Here is a 21,760-nt window from a genome sequence, read left to right on the forward strand (position 1 = left end):
ACTTTTTAATTTAGATCATCATAGATGCTGCGGGTATTATTGAAACCCCTGGCATTTTCAAAGTATTTTCCCGCGCCCAGGGCGACACAGTCCAGAGGATGTTCCGCCAGGATTACCGGGACTCCGGTTTCTTTGGAGATGAGCTTTGGCAGGCCCTTGAGAAGCGCCCCGCCGCCGGTCATAACGATACCCCGTTCTACAATATCCGCCGCCAGTTCCGGAGGGGTTTTTCCCAGGGTTGCCTTAATTTCATCGACGATTTGGGTAATCGGATCCTTCAAAGCGTCCCGAACCTCCACAGAATCTATTTCAAGCCGCCGGGGAAGGCCGGTAATAGCATCGGTACCCTTAATTTCGACCTTCTCAATGGTCTTATCCGGTGAGGCGTTTCCAATTTCAATTTTAAGCCGTTCCGCAGTCTGCTCCCCGATGATGAGGTTATGAACACTCTTAACATGTTTGATAATGGCCTCGTCAAATTCATCACCCCCAAGACGTATGGCGCTGGTTACCACCATGCCGCCCAGGGATATAACCGATATTTCTGTTGTCCCCCCGCCGATATCGCAGATCATATGTCCGGCGGGTTCAAAAATCGGAATATCGGCGCCGATAGCGGCGGCAAGACTTTCCTCAATAACCATCACCTCACGGGCGCCGGCTTTATAGGCGCTTTCCTCAACCGCCCGGCGCTCTACTTCGGTGATGCACGAGGGGATGCCGATAACCATCCGGGGCTTTATAAACCGGTACCGGGGAAGTACCTTGGAAATGAAATACCGGATCATCTTTTCGGTGGATTCAAGATCCGCAATTACGCCGTCCCGCATGGGCCGTATGGCGATAATGTTTTCCGGCGTCTTCCAGAGCATACGCTTGGCGTCTGTCCCCACGGCCATTACCCGTTTAGTTCCCCGTTCAACCGCCACCACCGATGGTTCGTTGATGACGATCCCCTTTCCGCGTATATAAATCAGGGTATTACAGGTCCCCAAATCAATACCGATATCTGAAGAATTCCTTCCAAACATACGCCCTCCTCCTAATTAGGCAGGCGAGCAAGCCGCTCGCGTGCCTTTGCATGGGTAGAATCAATATTCCACGCCCGCCGCCATTCAGCCCGGGCCCGGGTTCTATTCCCCCGCTCTTCATATAATTCACCCAACTGGAAGTGGGCTTCGGCATTTTCACCATCTTCATCCAAAATAGCTTGAAACTGAGCTTCCGCATCCTCCGATTTTCCGGCCTTAGCTAAAATGTCTCCCAAAAGCAGCCTGGCGGTGATAACCGTGTTGGAATCCCGGGATGTTTCTATACAGCGCAGAAGATAAGCCGTTGCCGTTTCCGGCTCATCCAGGGCTATGTAGGAACGGGCTATGGCTAAGAGAAGCAAATCCGAAGGATAATCGGATGTACTTTCGGCCGAAGGAACCAGGGCTTGGGAAAAGGCTTCCACACTGCTCCGGTAATCCTGTATCGCCGCATAGGCAAGCCCCAGGTACTCCGGAATATCCACGGCATTATAAGACAAATCCCGGGCCTCTTCGAGAAATTGGACGGCTAAGTCCGCATATCCCGACCCTTTATAATAATAGGCCTTACCCAAAACATACTGAAGACGCCCGTCATTAGCGTCGTTCTTTACCTGGAGGGCCTTTCTGAGGGACCAAATACACTCATCAATATAGGTAAGGGTATCAAAATTATTGATCTGGGCAATAGCAAGCTGATATGACGCAAACCCATGCAGGGTTAAAAGAAAATAATCCATGGGCTTTTCTTCAAGCCCCGTACGGCTCAATTCAAAGGCTTTATCATACACGCCCTCATCCCAAAGATGTAATAGTTCTTTTTTTTCAGTCCCCAGCTTGTTCTTCCAGTTATATAAAACAAAGGCCAGAGAAATACAGAGAATAATCGCCAATATAACCAATAGGGCGGTTTTGATAGTCTGCTTCCGGCGGGCCTGATGACCATATTCGGATCGTGGTCGTTCATTAAACATATTTTAATTGATCTAACACTATTTATGGTAAAAAGTCAATTACGAAAAAAACGATGAACCATAAGCCGGGTTCTGTCAGGAAATACCCTTTTCAGGGTATTTCCTGCCGATTCCCATCTATCTTGAACCGCCCTTACGGACGGCCTCCCGGGAGTAAATCCCGAGCAGTCTACCCGCGGCCTGACCAACGGACCATTGGTTTCGTGAAAAGGCGAAGCCTTTTCACGCCGCTGCTTGACTTTGCTCCTGATGAGGCTTGCCGTGCCGGTGACGTTACCGCCCCCGCGGTGGGCTCTTACCCCGCCCTTTCACCCTTACCGGGTATTTTTGGTAAACCAAAAATACCTTGGCGGTTTGCTTTCTGTTGCGCTGTCTGTCAACGGGGCCTTACACCCCGCCGCCCGGGAGTTACCCGGCATCATGCCCTATGGAGCCCGGACTTTCCTCACCGCAGTTTTACCCCGCGGTGCGGGAACCTGGTTCATCGTTAAAATTTACTCATCGTAGTCGATATTGACCTTTTCTTCCTCTTCTTCGTCCTCATCATATTCGTCGTCTTCCATGTCATCAAGGTCAGCCAGGGTACCGGCGTCTTCGTTATCGAAGAATTCTTCTTCACCCTGATCGGATTCTTCGTAGAAGAGGATACGGGAACAATAGGGACAGAAGACAATTTCTTCCCGCTTACGGACCATATTGGCAAACTGGGCGGGAAGTATCATATGGCAGCCCATACAGACCCCGCCTTTAATAGCCACAATACCCCGGCCGCCCTTGTTCCGGATGATCCGTTCAAACTTAAAGAGTACCTCGGGATCAAGCCCGGGAATAAGGGTCTGTTCATCAACCCCCAAAGCGGCAACCTTGGCATTTTTTTCCGCGACCTCAGCATCATTACCCGCCCGGCGATCCGTCAGTTCCTTTTCCTGCTGCTCAATAAGGGAGGCGTTCTGCTTCATCTGCTCATCCAGGTCCGCCAGGACCCGTTCCTCCCGCTGAAGCTCCTTGCGGTATTGCTGCTCCTTCTCGGTAGCGTCCCGTATCTCCTTATCCAAGGCTTCGTATTCCCGCTGGGTGCTGATGGAATCCATGTTTTTTTCGGCCTTTTCCCGATCCGATTCCGCCAGGGCCAGGAGATTCCTGAAATCTCCTTCTGAAAGTTTGGCCTTTTCATAATCCTGGTTCTTTTCAATAAAAGATTTCTTAAGCCTGGACAGAAGCTCTTCCTGGGTGGTCAATAATTTAGGTATTTCCTGAATATCCCGTTCCAGGGTTATTTTTTCCGACAGGATATCCTGCAGGGCCCGCAACTTTTCAAAAACATCTTCCATTACCATGTATATTCCCCTTCATTTGTATACAATTTCATACTTATTAAAGTATTTTATCAAAAATTCAATGATCTAAATAGTCCTTCAGTTTCCGGCTCCGCCTGGGATGACGCAGCCGCCGCAGAGCCTTAGCCTCAATCTGCCTGATCCGTTCACGGGTGACGTTGAAATAGAGCCCCACCTCTTCCAGGGTGAGGGAATAACCATCGTCCAAGCCGAAGCGCATCTTGAGGACCTCCTGTTCCCGGGCAGGCAGGGTGGAAAGCACCCCGGAAAGCTGTTCCTGAAGCAGGGTAAAGGCGGTCTGATTCGCCGGATTTTCCACATCCTTGTCCTCGATGAAATCCCCCAGCAGGGAATCCTCTTCCTCCCCTATGGGGGTTTCCAGGCTGATGGGTTCCCGGGCCACGTTCTTTACCGACTTTACCCGCAAAGCGGTCCAGCCGAGCCGTTCGGCGATTTCCTCGTCCGAGGGCTCCCTACCCAGTACCTGCATAAGCTGCCGGGATTCCCGGACAACCTTGTTGATTTGCTCTATCATATGAACCGGCACCCGGATGGTCCGGGCTTGGTCGGAGATGGACCGGGTTATGGCCTGTCGTATCCACCAGGTGGCGTAGGTGGAGAATTTATAGCCCTTGCGGTATTCGAATTTTTCCACCGCCTTGATAAGACCGATATTTCCTTCCTGGACCAGATCGAAGAAATGAAGCCCCCGGTTGGTGTACTTCTTGGCAATGGAAACCACCAGCCGGAGATTGGCCTTGATAAGCCGGTCCTTGGCGTTCTTCATCATCACCCGGCCGCGGTTTATCTCCTTGGCCATGAGGTTGATATCTTCGATGGACTCCTCAAATTCCGATTCCATCTGACGGAGTTTTTTCTCCGTAACCTGAATATGCCGGATAAGTTCCTTAATTTCGTCGGAGGTAAGCCCCAGGCCGGACTCCAACCGCTCCCGGTCTTCCTTGATGGTCAGACCCCGGCCCAGGGCCCGCAGTTCCTTGAGGGAACCTACCCGCAGCCGCTTTTCTATCCGTTCCTGCTCTTTCTTATAACGCTTTATTTTTTTAGAAGCCTGGACAAACTTATCCGAAAAGCCCACTATTTCTTCCGGGTGGATTTCCGCAGATTCAATTACCCCCAGGATACGGGTACGTATCCCACTAAGCTCCTGATCCTCGAAAAAATCACCACCCCGGGTGATTATCCGTCGTTTGTTTTCGATATAGCTCTTCAGATCCCCACCGATTACCCTGAGGGTTTCTTTGTAGAACTGGTTCAAACGGCGGCGTTCGGTAAGGTATTCGGTGGCTTCCTTTTTAGTAAGGCTTAATTCCCGGGGGTCCTTTTTGGAAAAGGCCCGCTGGGCGATATGGTAAAATTCAGGAATAACCATCCCCGATTTTTTGATAACGCCCTTGATGATATTTTCCCCGCTCTCCATTTGCTTGGACAGCTCCACCTCTTGTTCGGCGGTAAGGAGATTTTCTTTTCCAATTTCCCGCAGGTACAAGCGGATAGGATCATCTACCGAGGATTCCTTCTCGTTGTAGACCAGGCGTTTTTTGTCCGCCTCTTCTTTTTTCCGAACCTGCGGCTCCGCTTCATCCTCTCCCAGGATATCCTCATCAATAAGCTGGACATTATTCGCGTCCAAAAGGATGAGGACCTGTTCAATTTTGTCGGAATTTACGATATTCTCCGGCAAAAAATCGGAAAGTTCATCATAGGAAAGGGTTTTCTTTTCCTTTGCGTATTCAATTAACTTTACAACAGCAGGATCAAGCGCCATGTCTGGCGTAGCCACATTCGGCGTGCGCAATTCCGTCATTAATTAGCTTCCTTAAGTAGACGTAATTCGGCATCAAGATGCACTTTTTCAGCGAGCAAATCCTCAAGTCGGCTGCCCCTATGGAGCGCATCCTGATTTTGCTCATTTTTTGTGATCCGCAGTTCTGTAATAATCCTGGCCAGTCTGCGCTCCAGCCTTTTTTGTTTTACCTTTCTGATCCCATCATTTACAAGCCGTTCCGGGTTTGTGGAAAACGCCTCCGAAACCCCCTGCTGAATGACGAAATTCCGCAAAGCCCCATTGTTTATCCGGGATAGGAGATCATCCATTCCAGGCATATCATTCCGGAACCATTCCTCCAGGGCTATAAAAAGCTCCCGGGCTGCCGGGTCGTCAAAGTCCTCGACAATAAGCGCCGAACGCAGCTTAGGGTATAAATCATGGTTTACCAAAACCGCGGTGAGCAGAAAAAGCTCATCATTCAAACTAACCGGTCGCAGAGAAGCGGAATCGCCGCTTGCCTGGACTGTTCCCCCCTGCCCGGTACTGAACCGGCGAAAGTCTGATACAACAGCCTGCCGTTCAACTCCCAGGGCATCCGCTATGGCCCCAATACAGGAATCCCTGGATACATCCGAATCCATGGTTTTCAAATACGGAAACAAGAAAGCAACCGCCCGGGATTTCCCTATCGAGTCGGAAAGATCAAAAAGAGACCCACTCCTTTTTAAAAGGTATTCAAAATCATTTATAAAACATTTAGCACTTTTTTGCAATGACTCAGGACCGAAATTTTTCAAAATATCGGCGGGATCCTTCATTCCGTCCATATCAGGGGTTACCACAAAGCTTTCCAGGCCGTTTTTCCGGCAGGTCATAATGGCTTTTACCGCCGCATTCTGCCCCGCTTCATCGGTATCGAAGAGGAGGTAGATACGCTCCGCCCATCGTTTAAGGAGCCTGGCCTGCTCGTCCGTAAAGGCGGTTCCCAGGGGGGCCACGGCATTGGTAATCCCCGCCTGGTGCAGGGCTATCACATCCATATAGCCTTCGGCAATATAGGCTGCTTTGGTTTTACGGATCTCCGGTATTGCCAAATCGATGGCAAAGAGGGTTTCCCGCTTTTTGTATACCTCCGATTCCCCGGAGTTAAGGTACTTGGGGCCTTCGCCTGAAAGAATACGCCCGCCAAAAGCCACGGTCCGGCCTTGGCGATCCGCTATGGGGAAGATGAGCCGGTCCGAAAAAAAAGCGCTCTGGTTGTAGTTTTTTGAAAACAACCCGGAAGAAGCAAGAAGCCCCTCGGAATAGCCCTTATTGGATAAAAATTTATAAAGCCAGGTTCTATTTGCTGGCGCATAGCCCAGGCGGAAACGGTCTAGCATTTCTTTACTTATCCCTCGTGATATAATATACTGCTTTGCCGCCGCTCCTTCGGGTTTTTCCAGCAAAAAATGATGGAAACTGACCGCTACCCGGCGGTAAAGTTCGGCTAATTCATCAAGGCGGGCTTTTTTTCCATCATCCTTCTGGGGGAGACCGGAGTTTTCATAGACTATTTCGATGCCCATACGCTTGGCAAGGGTTTCGACGGCCTCGGGAAATGAAAGCTTATCCATCTCCATAACGAAATTTATCACCGAGTCACCCTTGCCGCAGCCGAAACAATGGTAGGCCTTCATGTCCGGATTTACCGTAAAGGAGGGGGTTTTTTCATTGTGGAAGGGACAGAGCCCCCAGTACCGTCCTCCTTTTTTTTCAAGCCGTACATAATCGCCTATCACGGACACCGCATCCAGTTTGTCGTTGAGCTCCCGGATGGTTGAATCGGCAATATAGGGCATCAGCTATTCCTGCTTTTAACGTAGAGGACCCCGGCCCGGATATGGTCATCCAGGGTTTCGGAAAAATAATGCCGGCCTTCGGCGGGGTTTACCAGCCTGAAATAGAGGTAATTGCTGGAAACCGGGTGGAAGGCGGCGTTCAGGGCCACCGCCCCGGGGGCGGATATGGGGCCCGGTGGAAGGCCCGGAACCATGTAGGTGTTATAGGGATTACGGATCTCCGTATCCCGGTCAAAGAGCCGTTCCGGATGGGGCCTGTTCTGGATTTCGGTGATCACATATTCCACGGTGGCGCAGGACTGGAGGGCCATACCGATGCGCAGGCGGTTGTAGAAAACCCCGGCCATGAGCGCCGCCTCCTCTGCCACCCGGTACTCCCGTTCCACAATAGAGGCCAGGATAACCCGATTATTGAGCTCCGCCGGGGACATGGAAAGGGCTTCCGGCTGTATTTCTGCCAGGCGTTTGAAGAAGGTATCCGCCATGGCCTTTACCACCATGTTCGCGGGATACGCTTCGGGAAAAAGGTAGGTGTCCGGATAGAGGTAACCCTCCAGGGTGGCCCCGGGTACCCGGTAACTGTCCAGGACAGCCTTATTAGAAGCGGCGGCGAGAAAATCTTCCTCGGCGCAGATTCCCGCCTTGGCGAGGATTGGGGCGGTTTTTTTAAGGGTTACCCCCTCGGGAATCGTAACCCGGATTAGGAGCTGCTTGCCGGAAACCAGGATGGAACGAATTTCCATCTGGCTTGCCGGAAGGGAAAGGCTGTAGATCCCCGCTTTAAGGTATTCCTTATCCACATAGGAAAGTAATTCCCAGAAATACCGGTTCCGAATAATCCCCGCATCTTCCATGCGCTGCCCCACGGATCGGACACTCTCCCCTGGCCGAAGCTCCAGCCGAATCGTTCGAACCACGCCGGACTCATCCATTCTGAGGGTAGGATCATCCTGGGTAATTACCGGGGGCTTATCCGGCGGGCTGTTAAAATAGATCAGCCCCCCCACGGTGAGGGCAGCAAGAAACAGGAGGGTTCCCAGCAGGATGCTGACTATCGTAATGACGAAACGAGTAGTATGTTTCCTTGCCATGACTTAGAGGGTTATCTCCATTCCTTCCATGGCGAGGGATATCTCTACCCCCCTGATATTCATCCGCTCCATATACCACCGGGCAGACTGGAGGATGTTGAAGAGTTTTCGGTCATCATAGGTAGGATCGTGGTGAAAAAGAACCAGGTGTTTTATCCCCCAGTTTGCGGCAAAATCAACCCCCATGCTGAAGGCGCTGTGGCCCCAGTTGTATTTGGTAATCGCCTCCCCAAGGGTATACTGCGAATCAATTATCACCAGATCCGAATTCTCAAAAAAAGAGGCGTTTTCATCATTTTTTATAAAAACTTCTGTGGAAAGCTCCGTATCGGTGGCGTAAATAAACCGGCTTTTTCCGTCCGTAACCCTGAAGGCATAGGAGTCCCCGGGATGGCTGAGTTTTTTATGGGTAATGATCATATCACCTATAACGACGGGCGCTTCCATGAGATGAAAATTTTTCTGGGAACCCATGGACTGCATATGGACCGGGAAATAGGGAGAGCTCATCTGCCCATAGAGGGCGGTTTCAAGGTTTTTCATGGGGGAGGAGAAGTCGATGGTTACCGAAGGATCGTAAGCGGGTCCGAAAAACGGCAACCCTTGGATATGATCCCAGTGCAGGTGGGAAAGGAAGATATCGTAGTGGGTGGGGGTAGGTTTTTCCCCGGCCATGGCGAGACCCATTTCCCTAAGGCCGGAACCACAGTCAAAAACAATACGATTCTTGGGATCCCCATTGCTGAGGGATACGCAGGGCGTATTTCCTCCAACGGTTCCAAAAAGCCAGGGGGGCAATTCCGCCATAAAATGCTCACGGCTTTCGGGGCTAATAAGGTCCTCCGGAGTGAGCCGTTCCAAAATGGTAGAAATCTTGCTCTTTATCTGGGACGGTAATTGCGGTGACGGAAGGGACCCGCGGACACCCCAAAATTGGATACGCATTCTATAGTTCCCCCGATTTTTTAACGGTTCCACCGGAAACGACGGTTCCACCGGAAACGACGGTTCCACCGGAAACGACGGTTCCACCGGAAACGACGGTTCCACCGGAAACGACGGTTCCACCGGAAACGACGGTTCTCTTAATAACAGGCTCCTCTTTCTGCTGGGCTAGGATTAATTCTATTTCCTTCATGGAATGCAGGGCTCCCTTTCCCATTCCTTGGCAGCTCATGGCTTCCCAGGAATCGGCGGATTGGAGAAGGGACGGCCAGAAAGGAAAGGTTCTGCATTGCAGGGGCCGCGCTTCGTATACGGAACATCCATTCTTCCAGAAAACACAATCATAATTAGCCTTTTCCTTTAGTGAAAGCTGCTCAACCCCACCTAAATCGGGGACCCACCGGCAATAAAACTCCACAAATTCAGTATATTTCATTTTTAAGGCCGAAACCAGAATTTCAGTATCTTTTTTCCTTAAAAATACAAAACCTGGATCGATCCTGCAACATTCAGAACAGCGGGCACAGGAAAAACGAAGTCCCTGGGCATAAAAAGGTCTGTCTACCGGCATAGCGGCTCCATGGAGACTATTCTTATCCTAAACCACGTTTATTTACAAGCGGTGTAGCAGATAAGACCGGCGGCCCTGCTCGTAGAGGTTGTTCCCCCCGCTGTCGATGACCACCACCACAGGGAAGTCTTTAACCGTAAGGCGGCGTATGGCCTCGGCTCCCAGGTCCTCAAAGGCGATTAGTTCTGCCTCCAGGATGCATTGGGCAAGGAGGGCTCCGGCGCCGCCTATGGCTCCGAAGTATACCGCTCCGGCATTCTGCATGGCGTCGATTACCTCTTTGGAGCGCTTACCCTTCCCTATCATGCCCCGCAACCCAAGGCTGAGCAGACGGGGAGCATAGGCGTCCATGCGGTAACTGGTGGTAGGTCCTGCGGAGCCGATAATTGCCCCCGGGGCGGCCGGGGTGGGACCTACATAATAAATAACAGAATCCTCCGGGGAAAAGGGAAGCGGTTCGCCCCGGTCCAGCAGTGCGGCGAGCCGCTGGTGGGCGGCGTCCCGGGCGGTGTAGATAATCCCGTTTAAATAAACCCTGTCCCCCGCTTTGAGGGGGGCGGCCTTTTCTCTGGTCAGGGGTAGTTCAATATGGTATTCCATCAGAGTATCTCCCGGGCATGGCGGCATACGTGGCAATTGATATTTACCGCGCAGGGCAGCCCCGCAATATGGGTGGGCAGGGTTTCTACCGCCACGGAAAGGGCGGTGGTATACCCGCCGAATCCCTGGGGCCCTATACCCAGGGCATTGATTTTTTCCAGCAGCTTGTTTTCCAGATCCGCATAATAGGGGTCGGCGTTATGGGTCCCCAGGGGGCGGAGCAGGGCCTTTTTTGCAATCAAGGCTGCTTTGTCAAAGGTACCGCCTATACCAACCCCCGCCACAATCGGCGGGCAGGGATTAGGTCCCGCCTCTTCCACGGCGGAAACCACAAAGTCTATCACCCCTTCCACCCCGTCGGAGGGGCGGAGCATTTTTATCCGGCTCATATTCTCGCTGCCAAAACCTTTTGGGGCCACAGTAATAGTGATACTATCGCCATTTACAAAATCTATGGAGATCATGGCCGGGGTATTGTCTCCGGTATTTATCCGCTTAAGGGGATCCCCTACCACAGATTTTCTGAGGTAACCTTCCTGATAGCCCTGCCGCACACCTTCGTTAATGGCGGCGTTCAAATCCCCTTCAATATGGACATCGGAACCGAGCTCTAAAAATACGCAGGCCATCCCCGTGTCCTGGCATATGGGAACCTGTTTTTCCCCCGCAAGCTCAAAATTGCCGATGATCTTATCCAATACATCCTGCGCCACGGGCCAGGTTTCTTTTAAACGAAAATTTCTGATACATTCCCGCACATCCGGGGGCAGGTTCCGGTTGGCCCCTATACAGAGCCGTTTTACAGCCTCCGTGAGCAATGCCGCTTTTACAATCCGCATATATGCACTCCCTACCCTATCTTATTCAAATCCTTCATGGTCTGATCCACCCTATCGCCCACGAGCCCCACCAGGAGGAAACGCCCGGTGATGGGTTCCGTAAGGTATTCCCTGTTCAGGCTGAATTTTTTTATTTCACCGGTACTGCGGACATGCATCCTGGGACCGTGGCAAAGCCACAATGTATCTCCAATATGGATATGGGTATCGTCAAGAAAAGAGATGATGATATCCGCAGCAATCATGCGGTTTACTTCCTGTTCCACCTCATCAAGGCCGATTTCCAGTTCCGGTTTTTTTTGAAAGCTAAAAATAAAACCATGGCGGACATCGGAATGGATAAAGGGTTCCGTAAGGCCGTGCTTACGCATGACGAATTCGCAGAGATCCTCCGCGGAATGGGTCATGCGCCGGAAGGGCTGGGATTTAAAAACAATACCCGCGATATCCTGGGGTTCCGGCCCAAAGAGGGTTGGCCTGGTAACGATCACCTCTTCACCGATGCCGATAAGGAGATGGGCATTGTGGTTCAGAAAGGGATAGATCTGATCAAAGTGTTCCACCACCACCCGCTTCCCCAGATCGAGTACGTCAAGAATCGCCTTGGCCAATACGTGCATCTGGGTAAAGGCCGCCTCAAAATGGATGTCCACATGATAGGTATGGGCGCTGTAAAACCGGGTGGTCTCCTCCCCCGCTTCAAGCAGGGGCAGGGGCCGGATATTCACCCCATCGTCGTCGTTTACCAATTCCAGGCCGGGAAACATGCCCTTAATCATCATGCTCTTGCCGGAACCCGCAAGACCCACCAGGCCAATGAGTTTGTCAAAGGGACTCAGGTACTGCTGGGCTATTTGCATCCCAAGATCGGCCATACGCTCAAAACCACGGGGTGCAAAGAAAACCGAATAGAGATAGCTCTTTTGTATCGGATCTAAATACGGCATGATTCAGGATAATACAATATTCGGAAAACATGAAGAACCCTGTGGCAAAGACGCTGGCGGGGGTGGTGAATCCCCACTGCGGGATGCCTGTTGAACCCACCTACGGAGCCCCTGCGGGTTTCCTCCAGCGGAGAATTCCAGAATATCCCGCAGCGTGGCTCCACCACCCCCGCCAGCGCCATTTCGACAAGGATGTAGATATATATACCTCACAGACGAAATAGAGGTTTTTTGAAAATTGTTACAAATAATTGTTGACGAAATTAAAAATATAGTACAAATTGATATATATCAATATAATAAGACAGGGTAAAAATGATACAGATACATGTTGATAATTCGTCGGAAACGCCCATCTATGTACAAATTGCAGATCAGATCTCCGGGGCTATAAACCGGGGTAGTCTGCCACCGGGATACCAGCTCCCCACGGTACGCCAGTTCGCAATTGATAGCGGTATTTCCCAGGGTACTATAAAACATGCCTATGATGCGCTGGAACAGACGAAGCTTATAAAAAAAGCCCGGGGGAGCGGTACCTTTGTCAACATCCCAAAGCAAACCAGGGGCGAGGGGGCTAAAGCTCAGGCCATGGACGCTATTGACGCCCTTCTGAACCGCATGGATGAGCTTGCCTTTTCTCACCAGGATACGCGGATTTTCCTGGATCTGAAGCTGCGGGAAAGGGAACAAACTGTCCGCTTTGTAAGTGTGGCGGCGGTGGACTGCTGTCCCGAAGCCTTAAACGCCATGTCGGAACAGATACGGGGGCTGCCCCATACGGATATTAGCAGGTTCCTCCTGGAGGATCTTATCAAGTCGCCGGTTCCCTTCGATCCCGCCGCGGATCTGGTGGTAACCACCCCTACCCACTATGCGGATCTGGCCGGCAAAATGGCGCCGGGCTGCGATCCTGTCCGGTTGGTTATGACCGTAGCCGTGAATACCGCCGTGGATTTGGCGGCCATAGCTCCTGACGCACGGGTAGGTATAGCTTGCGCCAGCAGGCGTTTTGCCCAGCTCATCCTCAACGCCTGTGATAAATTTTGTAAGCTGAAACACCCTATTTTAAAAACCTACTTTAACGAGGGGGACAGCCTAGCCAGGATGGTAAAGAAATGCGACCGCCTGATCCTGCCGTCCAATTATTCGCTTTTCACATCACCGGAGGAGGATCTTATTCTCAAATCCTGCCAGGAAAGCCATAGGCCTATCAATTACCTTTACAATATTGAACGGGGGTCCCTGCTGTATTTGGAAGAGCAGATCAACCGGATTTACCAGGCCAATCAGAATAAGATTTAAAACACTGATACTATTCCAGCCATGCATCCAAGCGGATGAGTTTACCCTCCGCCAGGGTAATGTTTAGGGAAGGGAGTTCCTGAGAAAAATCTTCAAGGAGCAGAAGATCCCCCCTTTGTAGGTTGAAAGATTTCCCATCCCCGGTGATTGCAGCGAAGCTCCCCGTGCGTCCTGTGGATGCGGCGCAGAAAAGGCCAAGCCATTCATGGGATGCGCGGGGAACTGCGCTGCAAGCAGCGGCGTGGTTCAGGTAAATTTCACCGCTGGATTCAATAAGACCCATACTGCCCTGTACGCCATTACCAAGCATCAGGTTAAAATCGGTAACCATACCTTGGCTCACGGTTTTCCAGCCGCCGTCAAAGGTATCAATTGGGTCGTAGGGTTTCATAAGAAGTTCATGATGCCCCTCATGGGAGACATTTGCTGTACCTTCAAGGATAATCAGATACCGGGTAATGCCGGGGAGATCCGTATAATTACTTGGGGAATCAGAATTGGATGCCGCTGTGCTGAGGCGTACAAGAAAATTTTTCTCCCGGTAGCTCGCTTCCGGCGGATAGATATAATACTCCCGGCTCGTGCCGCCTGCCCATGAAGACAGGGGGATGGAAACCTCCGGGATCAGCGAAATTTTCATGGCATTTTTTCATCCGCAAGGCGGCTCAATTCAAGGGTAAGCCCTTCCCCTTTTGCCAACAGTGCTGTAATCTGTGCCCGTTTATCCCGGTTGAATTCAGCATCCTTGATGGATCCCAGGTTGATGCGCACATTGTAAACGGCCCCCCAGAGCGCCGCATAGGCCAGGCGGCCTGAAACAGCGGCGTCGCTGGCGGCATTGCTGTTACCTATACGCAGTAATTCTACCGACGCGGTCAAAGAGCGCAGGCAGGATTCTGCAACGAGCAGCGGCAGTTCGGCGGCAGTTTTCATGCCCGATTGAATGCGATCCCGCCGTATTGCTTTTTCTTCATCGCTTCCCTTGGGAAGTTTATAGGCGGCCATCACATCGTTAAAAGCAAAGGTATCTTCATCAACATACCGCTCCAGATCTTTGAGAACCGATTCCAGCTCAGTCCGCAGTTCCTGTATACGTCCTTCCACCCCTGCATATTGGACATTACCGGTGGTCAGGTTGGTAACCATAATTCCAAGGCCTGCGGAAAGCGCCCCCACAAGGGCGGAAGCGCTGCCGCCACCGGGCGCCGGGGAGTCGGACTTCATTTCCTGTATAAATTCATGTACCGGCAGATCGATGAGCATATAAACCCCTTAGAGCAGATGATTTTCAAGAACCTGTTTTTTATAATCAAAGTTCTCTATTTGCAGATAGTATTCAGCGCAGTCCGCCAGGGCTTTTACGGGGGTTAGCCCGATTATCTCGCTGCCGGTTATGGTAACCCCCCAGCGTTTTGCTTCGGCCCTGATAGCCTCGAATACCCGGTACAGGGGCGTTCCCTCAAAGTTCACCATGTTTATGGAAACCTGGGCTATATTCCGTTCCTCCAGCATGACCCCTATGGCCTTGCAGTATTGATAACCGCCGCTTGAGCCCCTGATGGTTTTTGCGATGGCGTTGGCAATCCTGATATCCGATGTACTGAGGTTGACGTTGTACGCAATGAGCGGAGGCCGTGCGCCTATGGCCATGATTCCTGCACTGGGATGTATTTTCCGCTCCCCATAGTCGGGGGCCCACTCTTCCTTCAGCAGCTTTTCCGGCATCCCTTCAAACTGACCCTTGCGGACCGTGGCAAGGTTTGTGCGTTCAGGCCGGGTCGCTGAGCTTTCATAGAGAAAGCTTGGGATCTTTAATTCCTTCCAGATCCGTTCGGCAACGACCTTGGACAATTCCACACATTCCTCCACGGTAACTTCTTTTACCGGAACAAAGGGGAATACATCGCTCGCCCCCATTCGGGGGTGTTCGCCGTGGTGCTCGCGGAGATCGATTTTTTCACTGGCCAGCTTACAAAGCCGGAAGGCCGCTTCCGCGATGCCCGTAGGATCGCCGACCATGGTAAACACACTACGGTTGTGGCTGGTATCGGAAGAATAATCCAGCAGCATCACCGAAGGAACACTGCGGGCTTCCTTTACCAGCAGATCAATTACGTCCTGCCTTCGTCCCTCGCTGAAATTCGGTATAAACTCTACAATTTTTGCCATATACAATAGCTCTCCTTATAAATTACAGATCAAGTTCCAGGTCTAAAAAGGGAGCGTGCTGCTGCGCGCCGTAGACATCGGTTTCCCCCGGGTCTCCGGAACAGATGGGCCGCTTGATGGTTACCTTTATAGCCTTGGCGGGATCAAATTCAATAATATTGATTATATCCTCCCGCTTAATTTTGTAAAGCCCGCAAACCACCTTTTCGTTAATAGCCTTGGCGGCGCAGACTTTTTTATACCAATCGAAATTTGAAAACATAAGATCCATGGTTAATTCATAGGGCCCGGAATTTTTGCTCCTGATGATATCGGTTATATCCGTTAGTTTTACTTTCATTTTTATTTTACTCCTCCTATGGTTAGATACTCAATGGGGAAAAGAGAGGCCGGGTCGGAGCTTTGGAGCAGATGGTAGATGCTGAACATGTAAACCTCTCCGGCATGAAAATCGCTGGGGGAATAGGGGAAGGCCAGGTTTCCCGCGGTGGATCTCCGCCCATCGTAACCGTAGTGAAGCATGGTTGACCGGGCAAAGGCGCAGATGGTGTCCGCCTGTTTCTGGGTTTCCGCGATAGCTTCAATGATGATCCCCAGTTCGTGGACAAGGGAAGTATCCGGTTTTGGTTCCAGGTTCCCCATCACGCCATCCCGGCCATAGATGTTAAACCGGAGCTGGTACTTTTCAAGCTTACCGGAAAAGTTATCCGCCACCCGTTCCTCAACGCCCCGCATGATAGCGTCGATTTTGGAGATCATCACCGGGTCCCGTGCGCCGGCGATTGATACGGTACGGAAGCCGATAGGCTTGGCCCCCTCCAGTTTTACGGTATTTACCTCTCCGGGTACGAAGCGGGTACCGGATACCCGGACTATAGAATCCGTCTCCTGATCAAAGTGGCAATCGTGGAGATCCAGGTAACCGCCGGGACCGGGAAGTATATAGGGGTTTGTTTTTTCGTAAAGCGTATGGGCCGCCACAGAAAGGGTGGTGCATTTACGTATGGGGTTCAGCGGTTCTACCCGGAAATAATCTTCCCCGATATAGCCGAACATACAGTCCGAACCGCTTCCCGGCGTGGCGCAGATGGAAGCGCATTCCAGGATCTTTCCCAGGTGGATGGAAAGGCCCCGATCGTAGCCCCGCAGTATGGGCAGGGCGGCGAAACATATTGGGTCGTAGGTTCTCCCCGCGAGGATCACATCCGGCTTTTGTTCCAGGGCTGCAAGGAACGGTTCAAGCCCCATCTGCGCCACAATGCGGGTAGTGGTATCGATCTCCGCCAGAGTGAGGGGCGGAGCGGGGTCCAAGGGCTGTACCCTCCCCTGCTTAAATTCTTCTTTGATAAAGCCCTTGTCCAGTTCCGCATGGATGAGCGCCATGGTAAAGCGAAGGCTCTGTTCCCGGGCAATCTCTTCGATTATTTCCCGGCACCATGTCAGGTGGGGTTCCCCGCCGGAACCTCCGGCGGTACCGATTACCACAGGAATACTGTTTGCTATCCCCGCTTTGATCATAATTTCCAAATCACGCTTTACCGCATCCCTATCGGTAAAGGAAATTCCCGCCCCCAGGTAGTAGGGACCGGGATCGGTGGACCCCGCGTCTACCGCGATAAGGTGGGGTTTGCGGGCCATTCCCGCTTCAAATGATGCTAAGGGGAAACCATAGCCCAGAATGGCCGTGGCCGATAAAACCCGAAATTCTTCTCCGGATGCCATAATTACTCCTTTAACAGCGCAATGATCCGCTGCATCTCGTTGTGAACAATCATATACCCCTCATCAACGCCCATGCCGGGCTTGGCGAGGATCTGGTCCGGCCGGGTAGCCATGGCCAGGTGGACGCAGACGTGGGCGGAGCGGTCGGTTTCGTTGCAGGTACCGCCCTGGTAGGCGCCTATGCCCCGCTCCTTGCAGTACAGTACCGCCTCCACAATATTGCCTATGCCCCCCAGGTCGGGGGTTTTTATCTGAACCATGTGGCCGGCCTTGTTATCCGCAAAGTAGCGTATATCCTCCAGGGTATTACACCATTCATCCGCCACAATCTCCACCGGAATATTCCGCTCATCCACCGCTTTGGTGAGCGCCGCCAGGGCCAGCATCTGCTTCTCCCGTTCTTCCATGTCCATGGGACCTTCGATGCGTAGACGGAAGGGCTTGGCCGCTTCGCTCAATGCTGCGAGGTAATCCGCCATCTTCTGATAGTTATCATTCCCAAAGGCCTGGCCTATGGTACCGTACACGTCCAGGTGCAGTACCGGCGCATAACCGCTTTCCGGCGCCAGTTTCTGAATTCGGTCCCGCAGCCATTGTACGTATTCCAGGAGCAGTTCTCCATGTTCGCCCAACTTGGTTTTAACATTGTTGATAAGCCCGTGGGGTAATACCTGGGCGCCCTTGAGAATCATTTTGTCCGTGTTATCATACCGGGTATCCCCGCTCTGGGTAAAAATAGGGATTGGTTCGGGACGCAGCTTCAATCCGTATTCGCCGGCCACAATCTGGCACATAAGTTTGTGGTTCGACTTTGCCGCTGCGTCCAATATGGCTTGGGATACTCCGTAGCGTATGGCCGTATGAAAACTCCGATTATCAACTTTCATCTGTTCAAGTTCCTTGGCAAGGGAACTGAAGGCGCTTATATCCTTCCCCACAAGCCAGGGAAAAATTTGTTTTTCGATAACCGGGATAAAGTCTTTCGCCAGGAAGAGGGGGTCCCTCCCGCCTGCGCCGGAATACTGCACCGCCGCACAGTCTCCCCAGGCAAACTGCCCATCCTCAAGAACAAGCAGTACCGAAATGGCCTCCCCTGCCTGGCGTACCGAACTGAACCCCGCTGTCACCGGCGTCCCGGCATAACTCGCCCCGTCCGCTTTGGCGCCCTGTTTGATCGCCCGCTGATCATCAAAAAAGAATCCCGTCCTTCCGGGCGCGCAAACCGCTTTTACAATCTTCATAGTTTAACACTCCTCTCTATTTCTATAATTCCGCAGCTTTTCAGTTTGGTCTTCCGACGAGTCTTCCCTTACTAATGGCATAGACATCATCGATCACCATCTGAAAAGAAGCGTCCCGTTTTTCAAACTTGGCCCTGGCGGCTATTTTGTTCCGGTGGAATTCCAGAAGTTCCGAAGTCAGGGGCAGGGCGCCGGGATCGAAAAGACGTATGGCCCCCTCATTGTCCCGGGCGGGCAGCACCTTTCCTGCGTTGAAACGGCTCGGAGCGAAGGGTACGTCCAGTACCCCCGCCTGAAAGGCACGGACCGCCCCTTTGGCTAAGTCCCCGCCCCCCAATTCGAAGACCTTATCCACGATACACCGGGTTTCGCTGGATATGATAACCTTCTCGTCCATCAGGGAATTGGTATCCACGGTCTGTTCCCCCAGCATGGTGATAATCTGTTTGGTACAGCGCAGTCCCTGAGCATTGGCCTCCATGGTAGGGACCCCTATAGCTTCATGGGGGGTTTTTACAATAACCTTGGTGGCATGAGCCAGGGCAGCAACGGTGCTGCCCCAGGATATGACCGCAAAGGCCTTGGCTTCGTCCTGGGGAAAGCCCCCCATCCATTGGTGGAGTACGGTAGTAACATTCACATCCCCGTGGCCCCTGATCCGGAGGTATTCGTCCGTAAGTGTCTGAAGGGTCTGGAGTGCCGCCACATCCTGCAGCAGATTACCGCATTGGCCGTAACCGACGGTAATGTTTCTAACTCCCTGCTCCGCCGCGAGGAGACTTTCGATAATGGCCACCGCATGGGAAATACAGGGGGGTACCAGGGTGCCCGTAAGGGGGCCGAAGGGTTCTCGGTTAATGGAGATCCCCGCTTCCTCGTAGATACCCGTAAGCCGGTCTGCGTATTGCCAATCCCGGATAGTTTTTTCCAGATCCGCATTCTTGGCGTAGGGAATATTATAGGAAATGCCCCCGCCTTCGTAGCTCGTAAAGCCCCCGGCGTAGGCAATCTCCGTAAGGAGCCGGGCATCGGGGGTGCCGTGGCGTACCTGCACCGGGGTGTCCAGGGCGTCTATGATCTGACGGCATCCGCTTACCCCATGGTTCACCGCAGGGAAGCCGTTGAGCATGGACTTGCTCTGTTTTATCGATTCCTGGATCCCCTCCTCGGCCTTCTGAAACCGGTTCTGCCGGGTATAGCTGTCTATGGTGGTGGGAAGCAGATCCGCTTCACCCTTGTCCTGGAGGTAGGTCAGCAGCTTGATGTGCTCCGGAATAAGGGCAACCCCGGCCCGGGGCTGGATCAGGGTAGTCCCCGCCAGCTTGGCCTTAATGAGCTTCTTTGAAAAGATTTTATGTTCCGGCAGTTTTTTATGGTAGGCAAAGCTTTCTTCCAGGTCCACATCCTTGCCTGTAGGCCACTGCTGGAGTACCTCCTGACGTATCCGGGAAAAATCATCGTTACTGAGTTTCTTATTTTCCAGTTCCATGTAATTGTATCTCCTTTCTCATGATAGAGAGAGCCTTATCCGGCCAGGTTTCCGCGAGGAGCCCCATGGCCGCGAGGATGTACGATTTATCGATATAAATTTCCGCAGCCCTGGGACGCAGGGAAGCGGGATTCGCATTGTTAAAAAGGGCCTGTGCTGCCAGATCCCTGGCCCGGCCATTGTGGATAATGGCCCCGCCGGTAAGGACGAGCCGGTCAAGGCCGGAAAGATCCTTGCCGGTCTGGACAAAGACCCGGCCCGCCGGTGTGTAGGCCTCTTCAACGGTTCCGGCATGGCGGGTAACCGCGATCTCTATGGCCGCAGCGGCCAGGGCAAAGTCCAGGGCAGCGTCTTCTTCCGATACGGGTATGGCGTCCGGGTGCAGCCCCAGGTATGCAACACCGGCCCGTATTTTTTCTGTGGAAAGGCCCGAGAGCACGGACAGTTTTTCTGCACCCGCCGCTTCCAGCACGCCTGTGGAACTATACCGCATCCCAATGTCTCCTTCCACGGTACGTTTGGATTCCGGTTCCGGGAGTCCCTTCATAACCACATCTCCACTCCGCTGGGGAAAGCCCTTGGCCACCGAATAGACATCCGTGGTAGCCCCCCCAAGGTCTACCGCCACCAGTTCCCCCAGGCCCTTTTGGGTATTCGTTCCGGCTGATAAAAGCTCCAGGGCCCGCTTTACCGCCGAAGGTGTGGGCATCAGTATGCCGGAAATCAGTTCCTGTTCCCGGCTAAGTCCCTTGGCCTGGATGATGCGCCGTAAAAAGAGGCGGCGTATCTCCTCCTGAACCGGTTCTATATTGAGCTTATTCAAGGTGGGCATCACATTGGGGCAGCGAAAAATCTCCCTGCCCGCCTTGCCCGCGGCGAGGATAGTCTCACACTCCGCCGCCACTCCCCGGTTTCCTGCTATAATGATAGGAAAGGGCTCGGCTGCCGAACCCGGCATTGACGCCAGCATCTTGGCGTTGTGGAGTATACATTCCCTGTTGCCTCCGTCTACACCGCCGGTTAAAAGAAAGATATCGGGCTTCAAGGACTCTATTTCAAGGATATCCTCCTCCGTTAATTCGTAGGAAAATACCCGGATAATTTTTGCCCCCGCTCCCAGGGAAGCCAGCCGTGCAGCCTCAGCGGTAAGGGCCGGGACCAGGCCGCTGGTGATCATCCTCAAACCCCCGGCGGCGCTGCTGCAGGCAAAGCGTTTTATGATTTTTAACGGACCGGTTTGTTTTTCCAGTATTTCCAAAGCCATAGAAAGGCCTGTCCCGACATCGGTGTCCACGGTAGTGTAGGCTGCCGCAGTTCCGAGCAGCCCTTCGCCCTCAGTATCCACCGCAGTTACCTTGGTGTTTGTGCTCCCGAAATCGATTAACAAAACCGCTTCCATATCCCGTTTCCTTAAAACTGCCGATTTATTTTGCGGCATCCATATGCAGATCTTCCCGCAGGGCCTGTATACCCGCTTCCGGGCTGGAGCCGGGGCCAAAAACCCGGTCAAACCCCATGGCCTTGAACCGTTTCTCTACCTCCGTAAGGTCCTGCTTGCCCACCACGATATTGCCCCCAATATAGAGGAGAATACCCTTTAAGCCCGCTTCGTCACATTTATCCCGAAACCCCCGGCAGTCCAATTCCCCATGTCCATAAAGGGAAGATACCAGGATGGCGTCCGCAGCGGTTTCCAGGGCGGCTTCAATATATTCCTCTTGGGAAACCATGACTCCCAAATTGGTAACATCAAAACCGGCTGCGGTAAAGGCATGGTAGAGAATCTTATTTCCCACGGCGTGGACATCGGCGCCGATGACGCCTATGATCAGCTTTTTCTTTTCCATTGGCATCCTCTTTAAAAAG

General features: G+C 52.4%; 21 protein-coding genes and 1 other RNA gene. 1 reads left to right on the forward strand and 21 read right to left on the reverse strand.

Translation table 11 applies throughout. The features are described from left to right. Positions 1-5: 5 nt before the first annotated feature. From TPRIMZ1_RS0109960 to TPRIMZ1_RS0110015, 12 genes are all read right to left on the reverse strand, one after another. A complete protein-coding gene (locus tag TPRIMZ1_RS0109960; protein WP_010258482.1) occupies positions 6-1,031 on the reverse strand; it encodes a rod shape-determining protein in 1,026 nt (341 codons plus the stop codon). An 11-nt stretch (positions 1,032-1,042) separates the two neighbouring features. Then, complete coding sequence (locus tag TPRIMZ1_RS0109965; protein WP_100217065.1) at positions 1,043-2,005, reverse strand: tetratricopeptide repeat protein; 963 nt, start codon at positions 2,003-2,005, stop codon at positions 1,043-1,045. Between the two features lie 46 nt (positions 2,006-2,051). Next, positions 2,052-2,493: RNase P RNA component class A (gene rnpB / locus TPRIMZ1_RS19755), an RNA gene on the reverse strand. Positions 2,494-2,499: 6 nt separating this feature from the next. Further along, positions 2,500-3,342, reverse strand: a complete 843-nt coding sequence (locus TPRIMZ1_RS0109975) for a zinc ribbon domain-containing protein (protein ID WP_010258490.1) — start codon at positions 3,340-3,342, stop codon at positions 2,500-2,502. 58 nt (positions 3,343-3,400) lie between these two features. Then, positions 3,401-5,170 (reverse strand): RNA polymerase sigma factor RpoD, encoded by a 1,770-nt coding sequence (gene rpoD, locus TPRIMZ1_RS0109980; RefSeq protein WP_010258493.1) that lies wholly within the window; start codon positions 5,168-5,170, stop codon positions 3,401-3,403. Continuing rightward, entirely contained in the window at positions 5,170-6,975 is a 1,806-nt protein-coding gene (gene dnaG / locus TPRIMZ1_RS0109985; protein ID WP_010258497.1) for a DNA primase, read from the reverse strand. Before dnaG ends, rpoD begins: the two co-directional genes overlap by 1 nt. Then, a complete protein-coding gene (mltG, locus tag TPRIMZ1_RS0109990; protein ID WP_010258500.1) occupies positions 6,975-8,066 on the reverse strand; it encodes an endolytic transglycosylase MltG in 1,092 nt (363 codons plus the stop codon). Before mltG ends, dnaG begins: the two co-directional genes overlap by 1 nt. 3 nt (positions 8,067-8,069) lie before the next feature. Continuing rightward, entirely contained in the window at positions 8,070-9,011 is a 942-nt protein-coding gene (locus TPRIMZ1_RS0109995; protein WP_010258503.1) for an MBL fold metallo-hydrolase, read from the reverse strand. 1 nt (position 9,012) lies between these two features. Beyond that, positions 9,013-9,582 carry a YkgJ family cysteine cluster protein gene (locus TPRIMZ1_RS18785; RefSeq protein WP_010258507.1) on the reverse strand — a complete coding sequence of 190 codons (570 nt, stop codon included), beginning with the start codon at positions 9,580-9,582 and terminating at the stop codon, positions 9,013-9,015. A 42-nt stretch (positions 9,583-9,624) separates the two neighbouring features. Then, positions 9,625-10,182, reverse strand: a complete 558-nt coding sequence (locus TPRIMZ1_RS0110005; protein WP_010258511.1) for a Fe-S-containing hydro-lyase — start codon at positions 10,180-10,182, stop codon at positions 9,625-9,627. Beyond that, on the reverse strand, positions 10,182-11,021 hold the full coding sequence (locus TPRIMZ1_RS0110010; protein WP_010258513.1) for a fumarate hydratase: 840 nt from the start codon (positions 11,019-11,021) through the stop codon (positions 10,182-10,184). Before TPRIMZ1_RS0110010 ends, TPRIMZ1_RS0110005 begins: the two co-directional genes overlap by 1 nt. An 11-nt stretch (positions 11,022-11,032) precedes the next feature. Then, on the reverse strand, positions 11,033-11,968 hold the full coding sequence (locus TPRIMZ1_RS0110015) for an alanine-tRNA synthetase second additional domain-containing protein (RefSeq protein WP_026043651.1): 936 nt from the start codon (positions 11,966-11,968) through the stop codon (positions 11,033-11,035). A gap of 315 nt (positions 11,969-12,283) precedes the next feature. Here TPRIMZ1_RS0110015 and TPRIMZ1_RS0110025 point away from each other — a divergent pair, with 315 nt between their 5' ends. Continuing rightward, complete coding sequence (locus TPRIMZ1_RS0110025; RefSeq protein ID WP_010258523.1) at positions 12,284-13,273, forward strand: GntR family transcriptional regulator; 990 nt, start codon at positions 12,284-12,286, stop codon at positions 13,271-13,273. A 10-nt stretch (positions 13,274-13,283) separates the two neighbouring features. On the opposite strand, the gene TPRIMZ1_RS19750 is transcribed toward TPRIMZ1_RS0110025, so the two are convergent. Genes TPRIMZ1_RS19750 through glmS form a run of 9 tightly spaced genes read right to left on the reverse strand, consistent with a single transcriptional unit; the run spans position 13,284 to position 21,741 of the window. Beyond that, entirely contained in the window at positions 13,284-13,913 is a 630-nt protein-coding gene (locus TPRIMZ1_RS19750) for a HutD family protein (protein ID WP_010258526.1), read from the reverse strand. After that, a complete protein-coding gene (locus TPRIMZ1_RS0110035) occupies positions 13,910-14,536 on the reverse strand; it encodes a cyclodeaminase/cyclohydrolase family protein (protein ID WP_010258530.1) in 627 nt (208 codons plus the stop codon). The genes TPRIMZ1_RS19750 and TPRIMZ1_RS0110035 overlap by 4 nt, the downstream gene beginning before the upstream one ends. 9 nt (positions 14,537-14,545) lie before the next feature. Further along, the gene (gene ftcD / locus TPRIMZ1_RS0110040; RefSeq protein ID WP_010258534.1) at positions 14,546-15,442 is read right to left on the reverse strand and encodes a glutamate formimidoyltransferase; all 897 of its coding nucleotides are present in this window, start codon (positions 15,440-15,442) and stop codon (positions 14,546-14,548) included. Positions 15,443-15,464: 22 nt separating this feature from the next. Continuing rightward, positions 15,465-15,782 (reverse strand): DUF4387 domain-containing protein, encoded by a 318-nt coding sequence (locus TPRIMZ1_RS0110045; protein ID WP_010258538.1) that lies wholly within the window; start codon positions 15,780-15,782, stop codon positions 15,465-15,467. A 2-nt stretch (positions 15,783-15,784) separates the two neighbouring features. After that, positions 15,785-17,164 carry an acyclic terpene utilization AtuA family protein gene (locus TPRIMZ1_RS0110050; protein ID WP_010258542.1) on the reverse strand — a complete coding sequence of 460 codons (1,380 nt, stop codon included), beginning with the start codon at positions 17,162-17,164 and terminating at the stop codon, positions 15,785-15,787. A 2-nt stretch (positions 17,165-17,166) separates the two neighbouring features. Further along, positions 17,167-18,405, reverse strand: a complete 1,239-nt coding sequence (locus TPRIMZ1_RS0110055; RefSeq protein ID WP_010258546.1) for a methylaspartate ammonia-lyase — start codon at positions 18,403-18,405, stop codon at positions 17,167-17,169. 40 nt (positions 18,406-18,445) lie between these two features. Continuing rightward, entirely contained in the window at positions 18,446-19,894 is a 1,449-nt protein-coding gene (locus TPRIMZ1_RS0110060) for a methylaspartate mutase subunit E (protein ID WP_010258549.1), read from the reverse strand. Then, positions 19,878-21,293 carry a methylaspartate mutase accessory protein GlmL gene (glmL, locus tag TPRIMZ1_RS0110065; RefSeq protein ID WP_010258553.1) on the reverse strand — a complete coding sequence of 472 codons (1,416 nt, stop codon included), beginning with the start codon at positions 21,291-21,293 and terminating at the stop codon, positions 19,878-19,880. Before glmL ends, TPRIMZ1_RS0110060 begins: the two co-directional genes overlap by 17 nt. Positions 21,294-21,318: 25 nt before the next feature. After that, positions 21,319-21,741, reverse strand: a complete 423-nt coding sequence (gene glmS / locus TPRIMZ1_RS0110070; protein WP_010258557.1) for a methylaspartate mutase subunit S — start codon at positions 21,739-21,741, stop codon at positions 21,319-21,321. Positions 21,742-21,760: the final 19 nt, after the last annotated feature.

The organism is Treponema primitia ZAS-1 (assembly GCF_000297095.1).
GTDB lineage: Bacteria > Spirochaetota > Spirochaetia > Treponematales > Breznakiellaceae > Termitinema > Termitinema primitia_A.

Excerpts from the sequence above, each read along its gene's own strand:
- TPRIMZ1_RS0110025 (WP_010258523.1), top strand. The coding sequence starts at position 12,284 with ATGATACAGATACATGTTGATAATTCGTCGGAAACGCCCATCTATGTA.
- ftcD (WP_010258534.1), bottom strand. The coding sequence starts at position 15,442 with ATGGCAAAAATTGTAGAGTTTATACCGAATTTCAGCGAGGGACGAAGG.
- TPRIMZ1_RS0110035 (WP_010258530.1), bottom strand. The coding sequence starts at position 14,536 with ATGCTCATCGATCTGCCGGTACATGAATTTATACAGGAAATGAAGTCC.
- TPRIMZ1_RS0110005 (WP_010258511.1), bottom strand. The coding sequence starts at position 10,182 with ATGGAATACCATATTGAACTACCCCTGACCAGAGAAAAGGCCGCCCCC.
- TPRIMZ1_RS0109995 (WP_010258503.1), bottom strand. The coding sequence starts at position 9,011 with ATGCGTATCCAATTTTGGGGTGTCCGCGGGTCCCTTCCGTCACCGCAA.
- TPRIMZ1_RS0109965 (WP_100217065.1), bottom strand. The coding sequence starts at position 2,005 with ATGTTTAATGAACGACCACGATCCGAATATGGTCATCAGGCCCGCCGG.
- TPRIMZ1_RS0110050 (WP_010258542.1), bottom strand. The coding sequence starts at position 17,164 with ATGGCATCCGGAGAAGAATTTCGGGTTTTATCGGCCACGGCCATTCTG.
- TPRIMZ1_RS0109975 (WP_010258490.1), bottom strand. The coding sequence starts at position 3,342 with ATGGTAATGGAAGATGTTTTTGAAAAGTTGCGGGCCCTGCAGGATATC.
- rpoD (WP_010258493.1), bottom strand. The coding sequence starts at position 5,170 with ATGACGGAATTGCGCACGCCGAATGTGGCTACGCCAGACATGGCGCTT.
- glmL (WP_010258553.1), bottom strand. The coding sequence starts at position 21,293 with ATGGAAGCGGTTTTGTTAATCGATTTCGGGAGCACAAACACCAAGGTA.
- TPRIMZ1_RS0110015 (WP_026043651.1), bottom strand. The coding sequence starts at position 11,968 with ATGCCGTATTTAGATCCGATACAAAAGAGCTATCTCTATTCGGTTTTC.
- TPRIMZ1_RS0110055 (WP_010258546.1), bottom strand. The coding sequence starts at position 18,405 with ATGAAGATTGTAAAAGCGGTTTGCGCGCCCGGAAGGACGGGATTCTTT.
- glmS (WP_010258557.1), bottom strand. The coding sequence starts at position 21,741 with ATGGAAAAGAAAAAGCTGATCATAGGCGTCATCGGCGCCGATGTCCAC.
- mltG (WP_010258500.1), bottom strand. The coding sequence starts at position 8,066 with ATGGCAAGGAAACATACTACTCGTTTCGTCATTACGATAGTCAGCATC.
- TPRIMZ1_RS0110045 (WP_010258538.1), bottom strand. The coding sequence starts at position 15,782 with ATGAAAGTAAAACTAACGGATATAACCGATATCATCAGGAGCAAAAAT.
- TPRIMZ1_RS19750 (WP_010258526.1), bottom strand. The coding sequence starts at position 13,913 with ATGAAAATTTCGCTGATCCCGGAGGTTTCCATCCCCCTGTCTTCATGG.
- TPRIMZ1_RS0109960 (WP_010258482.1), bottom strand. The coding sequence starts at position 1,031 with ATGTTTGGAAGGAATTCTTCAGATATCGGTATTGATTTGGGGACCTGT.
- TPRIMZ1_RS18785 (WP_010258507.1), bottom strand. The coding sequence starts at position 9,582 with ATGCCGGTAGACAGACCTTTTTATGCCCAGGGACTTCGTTTTTCCTGT.
- dnaG (WP_010258497.1), bottom strand. The coding sequence starts at position 6,975 with ATGCCCTATATTGCCGATTCAACCATCCGGGAGCTCAACGACAAACTG.
- TPRIMZ1_RS0110010 (WP_010258513.1), bottom strand. The coding sequence starts at position 11,021 with ATGCGGATTGTAAAAGCGGCATTGCTCACGGAGGCTGTAAAACGGCTC.
- TPRIMZ1_RS0110060 (WP_010258549.1), bottom strand. The coding sequence starts at position 19,894 with ATGGAACTGGAAAATAAGAAACTCAGTAACGATGATTTTTCCCGGATA.